Here is a 17,421-nt window from a genome sequence, read left to right as displayed (position 1 = left end):
GGCTCAGACGGTAGACGGCGGCAACGGCAACGGCAGCCCGGGTAGGCCATCCAGGCTCACCGCGATGTGGTCCTTCTTCTCGAAGTACGCGTTCAGCGAGGCGTCGTCCTCGCGCGCGAAGCGCCTCCCGTGCAGGTCGCGGTCGGCGTCGTACGCCATGTGGGGGACGGCGTAACCGCAGGTGTCCCGGACGAGCTCGGCGTGCACGACGATGATCGCGCGCAGTCCGTGCGGGGTGGGGTCGATGCCGGGGAAGCGGGTCAGCAGGTCGCGAAAGCGCGGGTCGTCGCGGAAGACCGGCTCGCCGCGGCCGTGCACCCGCACGATGTTCGGCGGCCCCTGGAACGCGCACCACATCAGGGTGATGCGGCCGTTCTCCCGCAGATGGGCGATGGTCTCGGCGTTGGAGCCGGCGAAGTCCAGGTAGGCCACGGTGTGTTCGTCGAGCACCGTGAAGGAGCCCTTGAGACCCTTGGGGGAGAGGTTGACCGTGCCGTCGCCCGCGAGCGGGGCGGTGGCGGTGAAGAACAGGGGCTGTTCCTCGATGAACGTGCGGAGTCTGCCGTCGATGCGCTCGTAGGTCTTTCCCATACCGCGAAATTATCGGCGCGTGGGCGCCGGACGTCCGGGCGGTTCCGGCATCCGGACACCACTGTGGCCGCCCCGGCCGGCGCTCTCCTCGGGGCGGCCACAGCTGCCTGTCACGTCACTGGGTGAGCGTGCAGGCGGCCAGGGAGTCGAGACCGGCCGGCTTGGCCGACGTACGGCCGATGGCGATCGCGATCCGGTCGATGGTCGACTTCCGCTTGTCCGTCAGGGGGCCGAGGATCGCGTTGTTCACGAAGTCCGGGCCGCCCTGGCCGAACGTGGTCCGCAGCCGGTTGTCGGCCTCGCTGATCTGAGTCTGGAGCAGGGTGAGGTTCCGGTCGACCTCGGCCTGCGCGGACGCGGGGACCGCCGGCAGTTGCGAGGCGACGTCCGGACAGGTGATCGTGCCCACCGCCGAGCCGCCCGTGCCGGTGCCGCCGGTCGGCTGCTGCTGGGTGGCCGCCGTGCTCGGCGCGGCCGAAGCGGCGCCCGTCGCCGTACCGCCGCCGGTGCTGGTGCCGGTGGTTCCGCCCGCGTTCAGGGTGCACGGCGCCAGCGCGTCCAGGCCGGCCGGCCTGGCGGCCGTGCGGCCGATCGCCGTCGCGATCCGGTTCACGGTCGCCACCCGCTTGTCCTTGAGGGGCCCGAGGATCGCGTTGTTCACGAAGTTCGGCCCGCCCTGGCCCACCGTGTCCACCAGCCGCTTGCCGGCCTCCTGGATCTGCGTCCGGAGGAGCGCGAGGTTCCGGTGGACCTCGGCCTTCGCGGAGGCGGGGATCGCGGGCAGCTGCGAGGCGACGTCCGGGCAGGTGATGGTGGCGGGAGACGCGGCGAGGGTGCGCGCGTCGTTCGTGCCGTTGCTCTGGTCGGGCGTACCGGCGAGGGCCGAACCGGCGATGACCGCACCGGACAGCGCCACGGCGGCCGCACCGCCGACGAGTGCCACGCGACGCTTGTTGTACTTCGGGAGAGCCCTCGACATGCGGTTGCCTCACTTGGGTCGGAGGAGGGTTGACAATCACGGCGCCGGCGTTCAGGCATGGGTACGAGAAAGCGGTTTCGTTTGTTCAAACCCCCTTCACGAACCTCTGGCAGCGCCCGGAAGGCCCCCTGACCGGAGCGGGCTCGATTGACGAATCATGCAGACCTCTGCATAATCATGCACAGCAGGGGGATGTACGGGAGGAGCAACCCATGACCGAGCGCGTCGTACTCGCCTACTCCGGCGGGCTGGACACCTCCGTCGCCATCGGCTGGATCGCCGAGGAGACGGGCGCCGAGGTCATCGCCGTCGCGGTGGACGTCGGCCAGGGCGGCGAGGACCTGGACGTCATCCGCAAGCGAGCCCTGGCCTGCGGCGCGGTCGAGGCCGAGGTCGCCGACGCCCGGGACGAGTTCGCCGAGGAGTACTGCCTCCCGGCGGTCAGGGCCAACGCCCTCTACATGGACCGCTATCCGCTGGTCTCCGCGCTCTCCCGGCCGGCGATCGTCAAGCACCTGGTCGCCGCGGCCCGCAAGCACGGCGCCACCACGGTCGCCCACGGCTGCACCGGCAAGGGCAACGACCAGGTCCGCTTCGAGGCCGGCATCGTCGCCCTCGCCCCCGACCTGACCTGTATCGCCCCGGTCCGCGACTACGCGATGACCCGGGACAGGGCGATCGCCTTCTGCGAGGCGAAGCGCCTCCCGATCGCGACCACCAAGAAGTCCCCGTACTCCATCGACCAGAACGTCTTCGGCCGTGCCGTGGAGACCGGCTTCCTGGAAGACATCTGGAACGGGCCGATCGAGGACATCTACGAGTACACGCAGAACCCGGCGACCCCGCGCGAGCCCGACGAGGTGGTCATCACCTTCGCGCAGGGCGCCCCGGTCGCGATCGACGGCAGGCCCGTCACCGTCCTTCAGGCCGTCCAGGAACTGAACGAGCGCGCGGGAGCCCAGGGCGTCGGCCGGATCGACATGGTGGAGGACCGGCTGGTCGGCATCAAGTCCCGCGAGGTGTACGAGGCCCCGGGCGCCATCACGCTCATCACGGCACACCAGGAACTGGAGAACGTCACCGTCGAGCGCGAACTCGCCCGCTACAAGCGCCAGGTGGAACAGCGCTGGGGCGAACTCGTCTACGACGGCCAGTGGTTCTCCCCGCTCAGGCGCGCCCTGGACTGCTTCGTCGACGAGGCGAACCGGCACGTCACCGGAGACATCCGGATGACGCTCCAGGGCGGCCGCGCGGTCGTCACCGGCCGCCGCTCCGGCTCCTCCCTCTACGACTTCAGCCTCGCCACCTACGACACCGGCGACACCTTCGACCAGGCCGCGGCCAAGGGCTTCATCGACATCTACAGCCTGTCGTCGAAGATCGCCGCCAAGCGCGACCTGGCATAGATCTGCAAGGATCCGGTCCACCCTTCAACCCTCCCTAGGAGCAACGCAAGTGAGCAGCAACAGCGGTGACGTTCGGCTCTGGGGCGGCCGTTTCGCCGACGGTCCCGCCGAGGCCCTGGCGAAGCTGTCCGCGTCCGTCCACTTCGACTGGCGGCTCGCGCCCTACGACATCGCCGGTTCGCGTGCCCACGCGCGCGTGCTGCACAAGGCGGGCCTGCTCACCGCGGACGAACTGCAGCGCATGATCGCGGGCCTCGACCTGCTGGAGGCCGATGTCGCGGCCGGCTCCTTCGTGGGCACCATCGCCGACGAGGACGTCCACACGGCCCTGGAGCGCGGCCTGCTGGAGCGGCTCGGTCCCGACCTCGGCGGCAAGCTCAGGGCCGGCCGTTCCCGCAACGACCAGGTGGCCACCCTCTTCCGGATGTACCTGCGGGATCACGCCCGGGTGATCGGCGGCCTGGTCGCCGACCTCCAGGACGCCCTGATCGGCCTCGCCGAGGCCCACCCGGACGTGGCCATGCCCGGCCGTACCCATCTCCAGCACGCCCAGCCGGTGCTCTTCGCCCACCATGTCCTGGCCCACGTCCAGTCCCTGTCCCGGGACGCCGAGCGGCTGCGCCAGTGGGACGAGCGCACGGCCGTCTCCCCGTACGGCTCCGGCGCCCTCGCCGGCTCCTCGCTCGGCCTGGACCCGGAGGCGGTGGCGAGGGACCTCGGCTTCGAGCGCGGCAGCTCCGCGAACTCCATCGACGGCACGGCCTCCCGTGACTTCGTCGCGGAGTTCGCCTTCATCACGGCGATGATCGGGGTGAACCTCTCCCGGATCGCCGAGGAGGTCATCATCTGGAACACGAAGGAGTTCTCCTTCGTGACCCTGCACGACGCGTTCTCCACGGGCTCGTCGATCATGCCGCAGAAGAAGAACCCGGACATCGCGGAGCTGGCCCGCGGCAAGTCCGGCCGCCTGATCGGCAATCTGACCGGCCTCATGGCCACCCTCAAGGCGCTGCCCCTCGCCTACAACCGCGACCTCCAGGAGGACAAGGAGCCGGTCTTCGACTCCTGCGACCAGCTGGAGGTCCTGCTGCCCGCCTTCACCGGCATGATGGCCACCCTCACCGTCCATCGCGAGCGCATGGAGGAACTGGCCCCGGCCGGCTTCTCCCTCGCCACCGACATCGCGGAGTGGCTGGTCAAGCAGGGCGTCCCGTTCCGCGTGGCCCACGAGGTGGCGGGCGAGTGCGTCAAGGCGGCGGAGGCCGAGAACAAGGAACTGGACGAGCTGACGGACGAACAGTTCGCCAAGATCAGTGCTCACCTGACCCCGGAGGTGCGGACGGTCCTCAACGTCCCGGGCGCCCTGGCCTCCCGCGACGGCCGCGGCGGCACGGCCCCGAGCGCGGTCGCGATCCAGCTGGCCGAGGTGAAGGCGGACGTGGCGGATCAGCACTCCTGGGCGACCGCCCGACAGCGGGCCTGAAAGGGGCGCGGGGAACCGCGCGACCAGCCACGACGCGTCCGCACCCGCGACGACACCGCACCGCCCGAGTGCTGAGGCGAAGGTCGTCGCGGGTTACGTTGGTCAGAGCCGACCCGAAGCCGACCCGACGGAGCCCGCGATGCCCTTCGCCCGACTGGCAACAGCAACAACTCCCACCTGTCACATCGGCCTCGGCCTCGCCGCGGTCGGCCGTCCCGGCTACATCAACCTCGGCCGCGAGGAGGACCTCGGCGAGGACCGCAGCGTCGCCGCCCTCCGCGCCCGCACGCACGAACTCCTCGACGCCGCCTACGCCCAGGGCGTGCGCTACGTCGACGTGGCCCGCTCCTACGGCCGCTCCGAGGAGTTCCTCGCCGACTGGCTGGACTCCCGCCCCGAGGCCGCCGCCGACGTGGTCGTCGGCAGTAAGTGGGGCTACACCTACACCGCCGGCTGGTCCGCGGACGCCGAGACGCACGAGGTCAAGGACCACAGCGTCCAGACCTACGACCGCCAGCGGGCCGAGAGCGCCGAACTTCTCGACGGCCACCTCGACCTCTACCAGATCCACTCGGTGACCCCGGACAGCCCGGCCCTCACCGACAAGGAACTCCACGCCCGCCTCGCGGAGGCGGCGGCCGGCGGCCTCACCGTCGGCTTCTCCACGAGCGGCCCGGCCCAGGCCGAGGCCGTCCGTGCCGCCCTCGCCGTCACGGTCGACGGCGAGCCGCTCTTCCGTACCGTCCAGTCGACGTACAACGCCCTGGAGACCTCGGCAGGTCCCGCCCTCGCCGAGGCGCGCGACGCCGGACTGACGGTGATCGTGAAGGAGGGCATGGCCAACGGTCGGCTCGCCGCCCCGCACGCCCCTGACGCGCTGCGGGCCGTCGCCGAGGAGACCGGTCTCGGCTGCGACGCGGTGGCCCTCGCCCTCGTCCTGCGGCAGCCCTGGGCCGGTGTCGTCCTGTCCGGCGCGGCGACGCTCGGGCAGCTCGCGTCCAACCTGCACGCGGCCGCGGTCGACCTCGACGAGGACCAGCTGACCCGGCTCGCCGCCCTGGCCGAGGAGCCGCACGTCTACTGGGAGCGCCGCGGCAGCCTGCCCTGGCACTGACGAGACCCCCACGGCCAGCCCCTTGTGGCCCACACATGCCTAGTGTGAGACAGATCTGTCTCATGTGGGTTATTCTTGTCTCATGGCCCTCGACCGTGAGCAGGTGCTGCGCAGCGCAGCCGCGTTGCTGACCCGTAAATCCACCGCGACCATGGACGAGGTCGCCAAGGCCGCCGGCATCAGCCGGGCCACCCTGCACCGGCACTTCGCGGGCCGGGACGCGCTCGTCCGCGCGCTGGAGGCGCTCGGCATCGAGGAGTGCGAGGCGGCGCTGGGCGCGGCCCGCCTCGACGAGGGCCCGGCGGCCGACGCCGTGCACCGGCTGGTCCGCGAGATCGAACCGGCCGCCGGGCTGCTGGCCTTCCTCTACACCGAGAACCAGCTGTTCGAGGGGGAGCAGCAGAACCAGGGCTGGACCCGTATCGACGAGCGCATCGCCGCCCTGTTCCGGCGCGGCCAGCGAAGCGGCGAGTTCCGTATCGATCTCACTCCCGCCTGGCTCACCGAGGCGCTGTACGGCCTGCTGGCCTCCGCCGCCTGGGCGGTGACGGAGGGCAGGGTCGCGCCGAGGGACTTCACCCACATGATCGTCGAGCTGCTGCTCGGCGGTGCACGACGAAGAGAGGAATCATGACCAGCACCGTGCGGCCGGCGTTCGCCACGGAGACGGAGGGGAAGCGCCCGGGCCGCTGGCTGGCGCTCTCCGTCCTCGTGCTCGCCGTGCTGCTCGTGGCCGTCGACGCGACCGTCCTCGGCCTCGCCACCCCCTACATCAGCGAAGACCTCGAACCCTCCGGTACCCAGCTGCTCTGGATCGGTGACGTCTACTCGTTCGTCATCGCGGGCCTGCTGGTCTCCATGGGCAGCCTCGGCGACCGCATCGGGCGCAAGCGGATCCTGCTCGGCGGTGCGACGGCGTTCGGTGCGATATCCGTCCTGAACGCGTACGCGTGGAGCCCCGGGACGATGATCGCGGCCCGTGCCCTGCTGGGCGTCGCCGGCGCGACCCTGATGCCGGCCACCCTCGCCCTGATCCGCAACCTCTTCCACGACCCGCGCGAGCGCAGCCTCGCCGTCGGCATCTGGGGCGCCACCGCCTCCGCCGGCACCGCCGTCGGCCCGATCGCGGGCGGCTTCCTGCTCGAACACTTCTGGTGGGGGTCGGTCTTCCTGATCAACCTGCCGGTGATGGTGGTCCTGGTCCTCGTCGGCATCCGCACGCTGCCCGAGTCCCGCAACCCCGACCCCGGTCCCTGGGACCTGACGAGTGTCGTCCTGTCCCTGGTCGGCATGATCGCGGTCGTGTACGCGGTGAAGGAGGCCGCGACCCACGGCCTCACCGGAGTCACCGCGGGAACCGCCCTCCTCGGTGCCGCGGCCCTCTACGGCTTCGTCCGCCGCCAGCTCACCCTGCCCAAGCCGCTGCTGGACATGAGGCTGTTCCGCGGGCGCGGCTTCAGCGGCGCGGTCCTCGCCGACCTGCTGACCGTGCTCGGCATGTCGGGCCTGGTGTTCTTCCTCTCCCAGTACCTGCAACTGGTCCAGGGCAGACACCCGTTCGAGGCGGGCCTGGCCGAACTCCCCGCCGCCGTCGGCGCGGTGGCGGCGGGCCTGGTGGCCGGCCGGGTGGCCCGCCGCCACTCGGTACGGGCGGTGGTCTCCGGCGGCCTGGCGGCCGTCGGCGTGGCCCTCGCGGCCCTGACCACGCTCTCGCAGTCCACCGGCTACCCGGTCCTCGGCACCGCCCTCCTGGTGGTCGGTGTCGGCGCCGGCCTCTCCTTCACGGTCACGGCGGACGTGATCCTCTCCAGCGTTCCCAGGGACCAGGCCGGCGCCGCCTCGGCGGTCTCCGAGACGGCGTACGAACTGGGCGCGGCCCTGGGCATCGCCCTGCTCGGCTCGATCGTGACGGGCGTCTACCGCGGCTTCCCGGCCCCGGCGGGCACCCCGGCCGCCGCCCACGAATCCCTGGGCGCTGCGGTGCAGGCGTCGGCGGCCCTGCCCCCGCGGACGGCGAACGAGATGCTGGCGGCGGCCCGGGACTCCTTCGTCCACGGCCTGCACCTGGCCTCGGGCGCGGGCGCCGCGGTCCTCCTGGCGACGGCGGTGGCCGCCTGGTTCCTGCTGAGGGGGCAGGAACTGGAAGACACCCAGTCCGTGTGACGCCTCATCTGACGCCTCACTTCTGGTAGCCGAGCACCGTCATCATCCCGCTCTCCGAGTGGTACTGGTTGTGGCAGTGCAGCATCCACAGCCCGGGGTTGTCGGCGTCGAAGTCGAGCACCAGCTTGCGGTGCGGCAGTACGACCGTCGTGTCCTTCCGGGCCCGCTCCGAGTTCAGTCCGCCGACGGCGAAGGTGTGCCCGTGCAGGTGCATCGGGTGCCACATGTCGGTCGCGTTGACGAGCGTCAGCCGCACCCGCTCGCCGGCCCGTACCGCGTGCCGCTGCCGCACGTCGTACGCCTTGTGGTCGAATCCCCAGTCGTAGCGCTGCATCGAGCCCGTGATCCTGATCCGCAGTTCGCGGTCCGGCTTGCGCTCGTCCAGGCGGACCGAGTCGGCCGGCAGCAGCTGGCGGGCCGGCACGATCACACGGTCCAGTTCGGCCGGGCGGACATCCGGTGACGGAAGGTTTTTCCCCTTGTCCGTACGGAGGATCGCGAGTCCCTTGCCCGGCTTGCCCTCGGCGAGCGCGACGAGGGGGAAGACGCCGTCCTTGGCGGTGACCAGGACGTCGTACCGCTCGGCCATGCCGATGAGCAGGGCGTCGGTCGTCTTGTGCTGCACGGGGTAGCCGTCGGTGTGGGTGACGGTCATCGGGTGCCCGCCGAGCGCCACCCGGAAGGCCGTCTCGGAGCCCGCGTTGATGAGCCGGATCCGGATGCGGTCGCCCGGACGGCAGCGGAAGACGGACGGGTCGGTGCGCAGCCGCCCGTTGATCAGGTAGTGCGGGTAGGCGACGTTGCCGCCCTCGCCGTGCAGCAGGCTGCTGTGGGAGTCCCGCAGCACCCGGTCGGGGCCCAGGCCCTTCTTGGACTTCGGCGATGCCGGGGGCACGCTCGCCGACCGGTGCGGGCCCGGGCTGCCGGGGCCGGGGCCCATGCCCATGTGCATGTTCATCGCCATCGAGCCGCCGGGCTTGAGCTGGTCGAGCACGTGCTCGGGGCTGGAGCCGTCGATGTCGTCGACCCAGTCGTCCAGGACGACGATCCACTCCTGGTCGTAGGCGAGGGTCTCCTTCGGGTCGTCGACGACGAACGGCGCGTACAGGGCCCGGTCGGGCTGCATGCCGACGTGCGAGTGGAACAGGTAGGTGCCGGGGTGGGCGGCGACGAAGCGGTAGATGAAGTCCGTCCCCGGCGCGATGCTCGCCTGGGTCAGGTCCGGAACGCCGTCCATGTCGCAGCGCAGCCGCACCCCGTGCGCGTGCAGCGTGGTCTTGTCCTTCAGCCGGTTCTTGAGGGTCAGGCTCAGGACGTCACCGGCGGTGACTCGCACCAGCGGACCCGGAACCGACTCGTTGTACGCCCAGCTGTGCACCGACCGCCCGCCCAGGTCCAGCATGCTCTCGGCGGCGGTGAAGGTGACCATGCGGACGGGCCCGGAGCCGCGTTTCCGCTCGGTCGCGAGCACCTCTGGACCCGACGGATTGACAAACCCCTTGGGCCCCTGCGGGACGAACGCCGTCGTCCCGGCCGTCTGCTGCGGGCCGGAGCGGGACGGCGAGTCGGAGTCGGAGCAAGAGGCCAGTAGCCCCGCGCCGGCGGCAGCGAACGGAGCACGGAGCAGGGTACGCCGAGAAGGTTTCTGCATGTCTGAATAAGACATGCTGTGTGCTCATATGGCCGGTAAATGTGAAGGAACGACCGGAGTGTCGGCCCAGATTCCACCGCCAGGCGGACGTGGACGGATGTCAGGCGGATGGCAGACAGAAGGGCACGGACGCCTGGTCCGTGCCCTGCGCCGAAAGGGTGTCAGGCGGCCTTCGCCTTCGTGGCGTACATGTCCACGTACTCCTGCCCGGACAGCCGCATGACCTCGGCCATCACCGAGTCGGTCACGGCCCGCAGCACGTAGCGGTCCCGGTCCATGCCCTCGTACCGGGAGAACTCCATGGCCTCGCCGAAGCGGACGGTGACCTTGCCCGGCCGCGGGATGCCCGCGCCGCCCGGCTGCAGCTTGTCGGTGCCGATCATCGCGAACGGCACCACCGGCGCGCCGGTCATCAGCGTCAGCCGCGCGATGCCGGTACGGCCCCGGTACAGCCGGCCGTCGGGGGAGCGGGTGCCCTCCGGGTAGATCCCGAAGATCCGGCCCTCGTCCAGGATCCGCTTGCCGGTCATCAGCGCGGCGACACCACCGCTCGCGCCGTCCCGGTCCACCGGGATCATGCCGACGCCGGTGAAGAACCAGGCCATCAGCCGGCCCTTGAAGCCCTTCCCCGTGACGTACTCGTCCTTGCCGATGAAGAACACCTGCCGCCTGCTGACCAGCGGCAGGATCATCGAGTCGATGAACGTGAGGTGGTTGCCCGCCAGGATGACCGGACCGTCCCCCGGGATGTGCTCCACGCCCTCCACCTGGGGGCGGAACATCAGGCGCATGATCGGTCCGAGCACTGCCTTGATGAGCGCGAAGCGGGACAACGGGTCCTCCGATGTCGAGGGGCGATATGAGTCTGTGCAGGTGAGGACTTTACTCGCGGGTCCGTGGGGAGCGCACATCGGCTACGGCCGGTTCACCGAGGTCTTACGCACTGTTGACGCTGGTTTACCTGCGGTGCCGCCCGCGGGACAGCTTGCGGCCGGGCCGCGGCGATGTGACGGAAGTCGCCGACGGACCGTCATGGCGCGCCGCCCATCAGCCATACGGCGTCACCCGGCCGTTGGGCCGGCGGTCTCCCGTCGGTCACCACCGCAGCCCTACGATCGGCCGGCATCCAAGGGCGAAGGTCAGGAGAGCGCTCATGAACACGAACGACTCGAACGAGCGGATACAGGTGAACGGTACGACCGGACGGCGGGCCCTGCTCGGCGCCGCGGTGCTCGGTGCCGGCGGAGCGGTCCTCGGACTGCCCGGTGCCGCCAGAGCGGCCGAGGCGAAGCAGTCCGGCCACGCCCACGGCGGCCTGAAGAGCCTGCCGAAGCCGACGATCATCGGTCACCGCGGCGCCAGCGGCTACCGCCCGGAGCACACCTTCGGCTCGTACGACCTGGCCCTCGACCTCGGCGCCGACATAGTCGAGGCCGGCGACCTCGTCCCCACCAAGGACGGTCACCTGGTCTGCCGTCACGAGCCGGAGATCGGCGGCACCACGGACGTCGCCGACCACCCGGAGTTCGCCGACCGCAGGACCACCAAGGTCCTGGACGGCGTCCCCACCACCGGCTGGTTCACCGAGGACTTCACGCTCGCCGAGCTGAAGAGGCTGCGCGCGATCGAGCGCATCCCGGCCAACCGCCCGCACAACACGCTCTACAACGGCCACTGGGAGATCCCGACCTTCGAGGAGGTCCTCAAGTGGCAGGACGAGCAGACCCGCAAGCGCGGCAAGCAGGTCTGGATCTACCCCGAGACCAAGCACCCCACCTACTTCCGCAAGCTGGGACTCGGTCTTGAGGAGCGGGTCGCCAAGCTGCTGCGCAAGTACGGCAAGGACAGGCGGAACTCGCCGGTCATCCTCCAGTCCTTCGAGCCGACCAGCATCCAGCGCCTGAACACGCTGGTCGACAACCCGCTGGTCGTCCTGCTCTCCGCGGCGAACACCCAGCCCTACGACTTCGTCGCGACCGGCGACCCGCGCACGGTCGCGGACCTGATCACGCCGAAGGGCCTGCGGGAGATCGCCGGCTACGCGCAGGGCATCGGCCCGACCCTGGACCTGATCATCCCGAAGGACGCCAAGGGCGACTTCACCACGCCGAGCACGCTGGTCGCGGACGCGCACAAGGTGGGCCTGGTCCTGCACCCCTACACCATGCGCAACGAGAACCCCTTCCTGCCGCCCGCCTACCGCAAGGGCGGCGACGTCACCGCGTACGGCAACGTCTTCCCGGTCTTCCAGGCCTACTTCGAGACCGGCATCGACGGTGTCTTCTCGGACAACGCGGACACCGCGATCCTGGCCCGCGACGCCTTCGTCAACGACTGAGCGCCCGCCCCTCGTTCGGGGGGTGTTCCGGCCGCCCCGGCAACCTGTCCCGGGGCGGCCGCGTCGTTCCGCGTATGACGGACGACCTGGTGGCCGCCCTGGGCCCCCTGCTCACCGCCGAGGCCGCGGCCGAGGCGTATGCCTGCGGAAGCGACCCGGGCGACCTGGAACAGACCGTCTGGCTCCGCCTCCTGGAGCACCTGGAGACCCACGGGCCGCCCCGGGCACCCGAGGACTGGCTGCGCAGAGCCGTCCGCGCCGAGTCCCGCCGCACCCGCCGTACGACCCGCCGCGAACGTCCCTACGGCACCGAACCGGCCGACCGGGCCACCCCCACGCCCGAGTTGCTCGCCCTCGCCGACGCCCGTCACCGCGCCCTGCGCGAGGCGGTCGCCCGCCTCCCCGGCCGCTGCCCCCGTCTGGTGCAGGCGCTGCTCTCCCCGAAAGACCTGACATACCGGGAGATCGCGGGGGAGTTGGGTATCTCACAGGGCAGTCTGGGACCGGAACGTTCCAGATGTCTTGGTTGTCTGCGCCGATTGTTGACGCCGGAGGTTGCGCCCCGCGAAGCGCGGGGATAGGAGTGAGGACGACAGGCGATCAGGTGAGCGGGAGGCGTGCGCACATGGGCATGAGCGTGACCATCTCGGTGGCGACCGAGCAGGATGCAGAGCAGATCTTCAGGCTCCAGTACCTGTGCTTCCAGAGCGAGGCGGCGCTGTACGGCAACTACCGCATCGACCCGCTCGTCCAGAGTCTCGAGTCGGTCCGTCAGGAGCTCGTGTCCGACTGCGTCTTCGTCGCCCGGCTCGGCGAGGAGGTCGTCGGCTCGGTCCGCGGCTCGGTCACCGAGGACGGCGCCGCCGCCATCGGCAAGCTCTGCGTCCACCCCCGCCTCCAGGGCCACGGCATCGGCGCGCGGCTGCTGCGCGCGGCCGAGGGTGCGCTGCAGGAGGAGCGCGGCGCCAAGAGGTTCCGCCTTTTCACGGGTCACCGCAGCGAGAACAACCTCCGCCTGTACCGCAGGGTCGGCTACGAAACGGTAGGCACGTCGAAGGGCGCGGACGGCGTCCCGATGATCGTCCTGGAGAAGCCGGCCGGCACGTACGCGACGACGGCTTGATCGCTGGCCTGAGGGGCACGGGGAACTGCGCGACAAGCCGCGAGTCACCGGTGGTCGCGCACGCCCCGGCTCACGCCCCCTTGGCGTTCCTCCGCAACCAGTACAACGCGGAGACCGGCAACAGCACCGGAATGAACACGTATCCCATCCCGTAGTCCGACCACACGGTCGCGTCCGGGAACGCGGACGAGTCGACCAGGGTCCACGTACCCACGACCAACACCCCCGCGAGTTCGGCGGCGCAGCACACCTGCGCCGCCCTGCGCGCGGTCTCGCCGCCCCGCACCAGCGTGTACGTGATGAACGCGTACACCAGACCCGCGACCGCCGACAGCGCGTACGCGAGCGGCGCCCGGTCGAACTCGGTCGCGATCTGGTAAGCGGACCGCGACACCGCCCCGACGACCATCACGCCGTAGAACCAGACGAGAAGCGTGCCCGGCCCGCTGGTGAGCCGCCTCGGCTTCTCCTCCACGGTCGTCATCTCACCCTCCCCAGATGTCATAGAGCCGCACCTCCAGCACGGCCAGCACCACACCGCCCGCGGCGACCGTCACGGAGCCCCACCGGGTCCGCTCGGCCAGCGACATGAACCCCGCCGCCGGGACGCACGCGAAGGCGCCCAGCAGATACGCCACGAAGATCGTCGTACCCTGGGCCGGCTTGTCGCCCCCGGCCAGCAGGACGATCCCGGCCACCAGCTGGATCACCGCCAGCACCGACACCACGGCCATGCCGATGAAGTGCCAGTCCTTGGTCGGCTGGTCCCGGTACGCGGCCCAGCCGCACCAGGCGGCGAGCAGCAGTGCGGCGACCGCGGTCACCAGCAGCAGGGCATTGAGCATGCGGTGACCCTATTACGGCGTAAACGGGCCCCCGCCGTCGCCCCTGCCCTACGCCGTAGGGTCTGGACCATGACGATCCACGCACAAGCCCTGCTTTTCGACAACGACGGCACCCTGGTCTCCTCCCTCGAGTCCGTGGAGCGCTGCTGGACCCGCTGGGCGGCGGAGTACGGCGTCACCGAGGAGTACGCCCGAGTCGAACTGCACGGCAGGACCGCCGTGGCCATCGTCGCCGACCTGCTCCCCGCCCACCTCGTCCCGGAGGCCGTCGCCCGGATCGAGCAGCTGGAGGTGGAGGACGTGCCGGACGGCGGGGTCCGGCTGCTGCCCGGCACCACCGCCTTCCTCGACTCCCTGCCCGCCGACCGCTGGGCCGTCGTCACCTCCGCCACCCGCCGGCTCGCCGAGGCCCGTCTGGAGGCGGTCGCGATACGGCCCAAGACGCTGATAGCCGCCGACGACGTCACCCGCGGCAAGCCCGACCCGGAGCCCTACCTGCTCGCCGCCCGCCGGCTGGGCGTCGACCCGGCCCGCTGCGTGGTCTTCGAGGACGCCCCGGCCGGACTCCAGGCGGGCCGGGCAGCCGGAATGGCGACCGTGGCGTTGGCCACAACCCACCCGGCGCACGAGCTGGAGGCGGACCTCGTGGTGCGCGACCTCTCGGCCCTGTCGGCACTGGTCACCGACCACGTCGTCGAGATCTCCGCGCGCCGCTGACACGTGTCCGCCGCTGTCCAGGATGCGGACAGCGGCGGCTTGTCAGGACCATCGGTCTGGTTTACTGATCGCATGACCACGACGAGCGACCGCACCCCTGCGACCGAGGCGACCATGACGCCCGGTGCTCGTTGTATGTGTCGAATGTGCGCCTTCTAGAGGGCCCCCGCACCACCCCAGAGCCTCGCGCCCCGAAGCGAGCCGCCGCCGTGGCCTGTCCGTACGCCCTGCGCCGTATGTGACCCGGCTGCCCCGCGCACATTTTCCCTCCCGTACCAGGGCACACCCACGCCCGCGTACTCAACAGTGATGGAATCCCAGTGATCACCACAACGGGCCTGACCAAGGTCTACCGCACCCGCGGCCGCGAGGTCACCGCCCTCGACGGCGTCGATCTGCACGTCCGCGAGGGCGAGGTGTTCGGCGTGATCGGCCAGTCCGGCGCCGGCAAGTCCTCACTCATCCGCTGCGTCAACCTCCTGGAGCGCCCCACCGCCGGCACCGTCACCGTCGACGGCCGGGACCTCACCGCCCTCGCCGGACGCGGCCCGCGGGCCGGCCGGGAGCTGCGGCAGGCGCGCAGCCGTATCGGCATGGTCTTCCAGCACTTCAACCTGCTCTCCTCCCGGACCGTCCAGGACAACGTCGAGCTGCCGCTCGAAATCCTCGGCACGTCAGGGAAGGAACGTTCCCGCAAGGCGTTGGGGCTGCTCGACCTGGTCGGCCTCGCCGACAAGGCGAAGTCCTACCCCGCCCAGCTCTCCGGCGGCCAGAAGCAGCGCGTCGGCATCGCCCGGGCCCTCGCCGGCGATCCCAAGGTGCTGCTCTCCGACGAGGCCACCAGCGCCCTCGACCCGGAGACCACCCGCTCCATCCTGCAGCTGCTGCGCGACCTGAACCGGCAGCTGGGCCTGACCGTCCTGCTCATCACGCACGAGATGGACGTGGTGAAGTCGATCTGCGACTCGGCCGCCCTCATGGACAAGGGACGTGTCGTGGAGTCCGGGACCGTCAGCGAGCTGCTCGGCACCCCCGGTTCCGAGCTGGCCGCCGCGCTGTTCCCGGTCGGCGGGGAGGCCTCCGGCGACGACCGCACCGTCCTCGACGTCACCTTCCACGGCGAGGCCGCCACCCAGCCGGTCATCTCCCAGCTCTCCCGCACCTACAACATCGACATATCGATCCTCGGTGCCGCCATCGACACCGTCGGTGGCCTCCAGATCGGCCGGATGCGCATCGAACTGCCCGGCCGCTACGAGGACAACGTGGTGCCGATCGGCTTCCTGCGCGAACAGGGCCTGCAGATCGACGTGGTGGGCCAGGAGCCCGTGCTGGTGAAGGAAGGTGCCAAGTGACCTGGACGGACTGGTCTGCGATGCAGCCGCTGCTCTCCCAGGCGTGTGGGGACACGTTCTACATGGTCGGCTGGTCCACGCTGATCGCCGTCGTAGGCGGTCTCCCGCTCGGCGTCCTGCTGGTCCTCACCGACCGCGGCGGGCTGCTCCAGAACGTGCTGGCCAACAAGGTCATCGGGCAGGTCGTGAACATCGCCCGCTCGATGCCGTTCATCATCCTCATGGTCGCGCTGATGAACTTCACGCGCTCCGTCACCGGGACGACCATCGGCCGTGAGGCCGCCATCGTGCCGCTCGCCATCGGGGCGATCCCCTTCTTCGCGCGGCTGGTCGAGACGGCTGTCCGCGAAGTGGACGGCGGACTCGTCGAGGCCGTGCAGGCGATGGGCGGCAACACCTGGACCGTCGTACGCAAGGTCCTGGTGCCCGAGTCGCTGCCCTCGCTGATCTCCTCCACGACCACCACGATCGTCGCGCTCATCGGTTACTCGGCCATGGCCGGCACGGTCGGCGCCGGCGGTCTCGGCGACATCGCGATCCGCTACGGCTACCAGCGCTTCGAGACCCAGCTGATGTGGATCACGGTGGCGATCCTCGCCGTCGTCATCTCGCTCATCCAGTTCGCCGGCGACTACACGGCCCGCTCCCTGCACCGCCGCGGCGGGCAGTCCGGGCCGGCGCCGAGACTGCGGCTGCTGAAGGCCGCCGCGGTCGACGGCGAGGCCGCCTGAGCGCCTTCGGCGTCCCGCCAGATTTCCCCGCACCACCCACGCGGGGTCGCTCCACCCTTAAGGAAAGGCACTTTTCGTGCGTAACACCGCCAAACTCACCACTGCCGTCCTCGCCGCCGGAGCCCTCACCTTCGGGCTCACCGCCTGCGGCTCGGACAACGACTCCGCCTCCGGCTCCGCCGACCACAGCGGACCGCTCGTCGTCGCCGCGAGCCCCACCCCGCACGCCGAGATCCTGAACTACGTCAAGGACAACCTGGCGAAGAAGGCCGGACTCGACCTGGAGGTCAAGGAGTTCCAGGACTACATCGTCCCGAACACGGCGACCGAGGACGGCTCGGTGGACGCCAACTACTTCCAGAACCAGCCGTACCTCGACGACTTCAACAAGAAGCGCGGCACCCACATCGTGCCCGTCGTCACGGTGCACCTGGAGCCGCTCGGCCTCTACTCCCACAAGGTCAAGAGCGCCGACGCGCTGAAGAGCGGAGCGACCGTCGCCGTCCCGAACGACGCGGTGAACGAGGCGCGTGCCCTCAAGCTGCTGGCCGCCAACGGGCTCATCACCCTCAAGGACGGCGCCGGCAGCGAGGCGACCCCGCAGGACATCGCCAAGAACCCGAAGAACCTCCAGTTCAAGGAGGTCGAGGCGGCCCAGACCGCACGCTCCCTGGACGACGTGGACGCCGCGGTGATCAACGGCAACTACGCCATCTCGGCCGGTATCAAGCCCGCCAAGGACGCCCTCGTCCTGGAGTCCGCGAAGAACAGCCCCTACGGCAACTTCCTCGCCGTCAAGGAGGGCAACGAGAAGGACCCGCGGGTGAAGAAGCTCGCCAGGCTCCTCACCTCGCCGGAGGTCAAGAAGTTCATCGAGGACAAGTACCAGGGCTCGGTCATCCCGTCCTTCTGACCGTCTTCCCGA

18 protein-coding genes are annotated in these 17,421 nt (G+C 70.5%); 12 read left to right on the top strand and 6 right to left on the bottom strand.

Translation table 11 applies throughout. The annotated features are described in order from the left end of the window. Positions 1–3 precede the first annotated feature (3 nt). Entirely contained in the window at positions 4–591 is a 588-nt protein-coding gene (locus tag ACFXI4_RS19255; protein WP_384992215.1) for a pyridoxamine 5'-phosphate oxidase family protein, read from the bottom strand. Between the two features lie 115 nt (positions 592–706). Further along, positions 707–1,570 (bottom strand): hypothetical protein, encoded by an 864-nt coding sequence (locus ACFXI4_RS19250; protein ID WP_384992212.1) that lies wholly within the window; start codon positions 1,568–1,570, stop codon positions 707–709. 212 nt (positions 1,571–1,782) lie between these two features. On the opposite strand from ACFXI4_RS19250, the gene ACFXI4_RS19245 reads away from it, so the two are divergent. From ACFXI4_RS19245 to ACFXI4_RS19225, 5 genes are all read left to right on the top strand, one after another. Then, the gene (locus ACFXI4_RS19245) at positions 1,783–2,976 is read left to right on the top strand and encodes an argininosuccinate synthase (protein WP_384992209.1); all 1,194 of its coding nucleotides are present in this window, start codon (positions 1,783–1,785) and stop codon (positions 2,974–2,976) included. Positions 2,977–3,025: 49 nt separating this feature from the next. Then, a complete protein-coding gene (gene argH / locus ACFXI4_RS19240) occupies positions 3,026–4,459 on the top strand; it encodes an argininosuccinate lyase (protein WP_384992207.1) in 1,434 nt (477 codons plus the stop codon). A 139-nt stretch (positions 4,460–4,598) separates the two neighbouring features. Next, entirely contained in the window at positions 4,599–5,573 is a 975-nt protein-coding gene (locus tag ACFXI4_RS19235; protein WP_384992205.1) for an aldo/keto reductase, read from the top strand. Positions 5,574–5,655: 82 nt separating this feature from the next. Then, entirely contained in the window at positions 5,656–6,207 is a 552-nt protein-coding gene (locus tag ACFXI4_RS19230) for a TetR/AcrR family transcriptional regulator (RefSeq protein ID WP_384992202.1), read from the top strand. Beyond that, positions 6,204–7,736, top strand: a complete 1,533-nt coding sequence (locus ACFXI4_RS19225) for an MFS transporter (RefSeq protein WP_384992199.1) — start codon at positions 6,204–6,206, stop codon at positions 7,734–7,736. Before ACFXI4_RS19230 ends, ACFXI4_RS19225 begins: the two co-directional genes overlap by 4 nt. Positions 7,737–7,752: 16 nt before the next feature. Here ACFXI4_RS19225 and ACFXI4_RS19220 read toward each other — a convergent pair whose 3' ends face one another. Further along, positions 7,753–9,387 (bottom strand): multicopper oxidase family protein, encoded by a 1,635-nt coding sequence (locus ACFXI4_RS19220; protein WP_384992196.1) that lies wholly within the window; start codon positions 9,385–9,387, stop codon positions 7,753–7,755. Positions 9,388–9,548: 161 nt separating this feature from the next. Beyond that, positions 9,549–10,220 (bottom strand): lysophospholipid acyltransferase family protein, encoded by a 672-nt coding sequence (locus ACFXI4_RS19215; RefSeq protein ID WP_362714317.1) that lies wholly within the window; start codon positions 10,218–10,220, stop codon positions 9,549–9,551. A 320-nt stretch (positions 10,221–10,540) separates the two neighbouring features. Here ACFXI4_RS19215 and ACFXI4_RS19210 point away from each other — a divergent pair, with 320 nt between their 5' ends. The 3 genes from ACFXI4_RS19210 to ACFXI4_RS19200 all read left to right on the top strand — a co-directional run bounded on the left by ACFXI4_RS19210 (position 10,541) and on the right by ACFXI4_RS19200 (position 12,848). Beyond that, positions 10,541–11,725: a glycerophosphodiester phosphodiesterase gene (locus ACFXI4_RS19210; protein WP_384992193.1), complete on the top strand. Its 1,185-nt coding sequence runs from the start codon at positions 10,541–10,543 to the stop codon at positions 11,723–11,725. A 74-nt stretch (positions 11,726–11,799) separates the two neighbouring features. Continuing rightward, positions 11,800–12,306 (top strand): RNA polymerase sigma factor, encoded by a 507-nt coding sequence (locus tag ACFXI4_RS19205; protein ID WP_384992191.1) that lies wholly within the window; start codon positions 11,800–11,802, stop codon positions 12,304–12,306. A gap of 44 nt (positions 12,307–12,350) precedes the next feature. Then, complete coding sequence (locus ACFXI4_RS19200; RefSeq protein WP_384992188.1) at positions 12,351–12,848, top strand: GNAT family N-acetyltransferase; 498 nt, start codon at positions 12,351–12,353, stop codon at positions 12,846–12,848. Positions 12,849–12,918: 70 nt separating this feature from the next. Here the strand turns inward: ACFXI4_RS19200 and ACFXI4_RS19195 are convergent, their stop codons facing one another. Together ACFXI4_RS19195 and ACFXI4_RS19190 are read right to left on the bottom strand one after the other, a co-directional pair. Next, positions 12,919–13,332: a hypothetical protein gene (locus tag ACFXI4_RS19195; RefSeq protein ID WP_384992185.1), complete on the bottom strand. Its 414-nt coding sequence runs from the start codon at positions 13,330–13,332 to the stop codon at positions 12,919–12,921. A 1-nt stretch (position 13,333) separates the two neighbouring features. After that, positions 13,334–13,693: a hypothetical protein gene (locus ACFXI4_RS19190; protein ID WP_362714324.1), complete on the bottom strand. Its 360-nt coding sequence runs from the start codon at positions 13,691–13,693 to the stop codon at positions 13,334–13,336. 69 nt (positions 13,694–13,762) lie between these two features. On the opposite strand from ACFXI4_RS19190, the gene ACFXI4_RS19185 reads away from it, so the two are divergent. From ACFXI4_RS19185 to ACFXI4_RS19170, 4 genes are all read left to right on the top strand, one after another. Next, positions 13,763–14,410, top strand: coding sequence for an HAD family hydrolase (locus ACFXI4_RS19185; protein WP_384992183.1), 648 nt, complete (start codon positions 13,763–13,765; stop codon positions 14,408–14,410). A 320-nt stretch (positions 14,411–14,730) separates the two neighbouring features. Then, positions 14,731–15,765 (top strand): methionine ABC transporter ATP-binding protein, encoded by a 1,035-nt coding sequence (locus ACFXI4_RS19180; protein ID WP_384992180.1) that lies wholly within the window; start codon positions 14,731–14,733, stop codon positions 15,763–15,765. Positions 15,766–15,785: 20 nt separating this feature from the next. After that, on the top strand, positions 15,786–16,496 hold the full coding sequence (locus tag ACFXI4_RS19175) for a methionine ABC transporter permease (RefSeq protein ID WP_362727494.1): 711 nt from the start codon (positions 15,786–15,788) through the stop codon (positions 16,494–16,496). 76 nt (positions 16,497–16,572) lie between these two features. Continuing rightward, positions 16,573–17,409 (top strand): MetQ/NlpA family ABC transporter substrate-binding protein, encoded by an 837-nt coding sequence (locus ACFXI4_RS19170; RefSeq protein WP_384992177.1) that lies wholly within the window; start codon positions 16,573–16,575, stop codon positions 17,407–17,409. The last annotated feature ends 12 nt before the right edge of the window (positions 17,410–17,421 follow it).

The sequence above is a fragment of the Streptomyces sp. NPDC059224 genome (genome assembly GCF_042754285.1).
Classification (GTDB): domain Bacteria; phylum Actinomycetota; class Actinomycetes; order Streptomycetales; family Streptomycetaceae; genus Streptomyces.
This window is presented reverse-complemented; position numbering and strand designations above follow the sequence as displayed.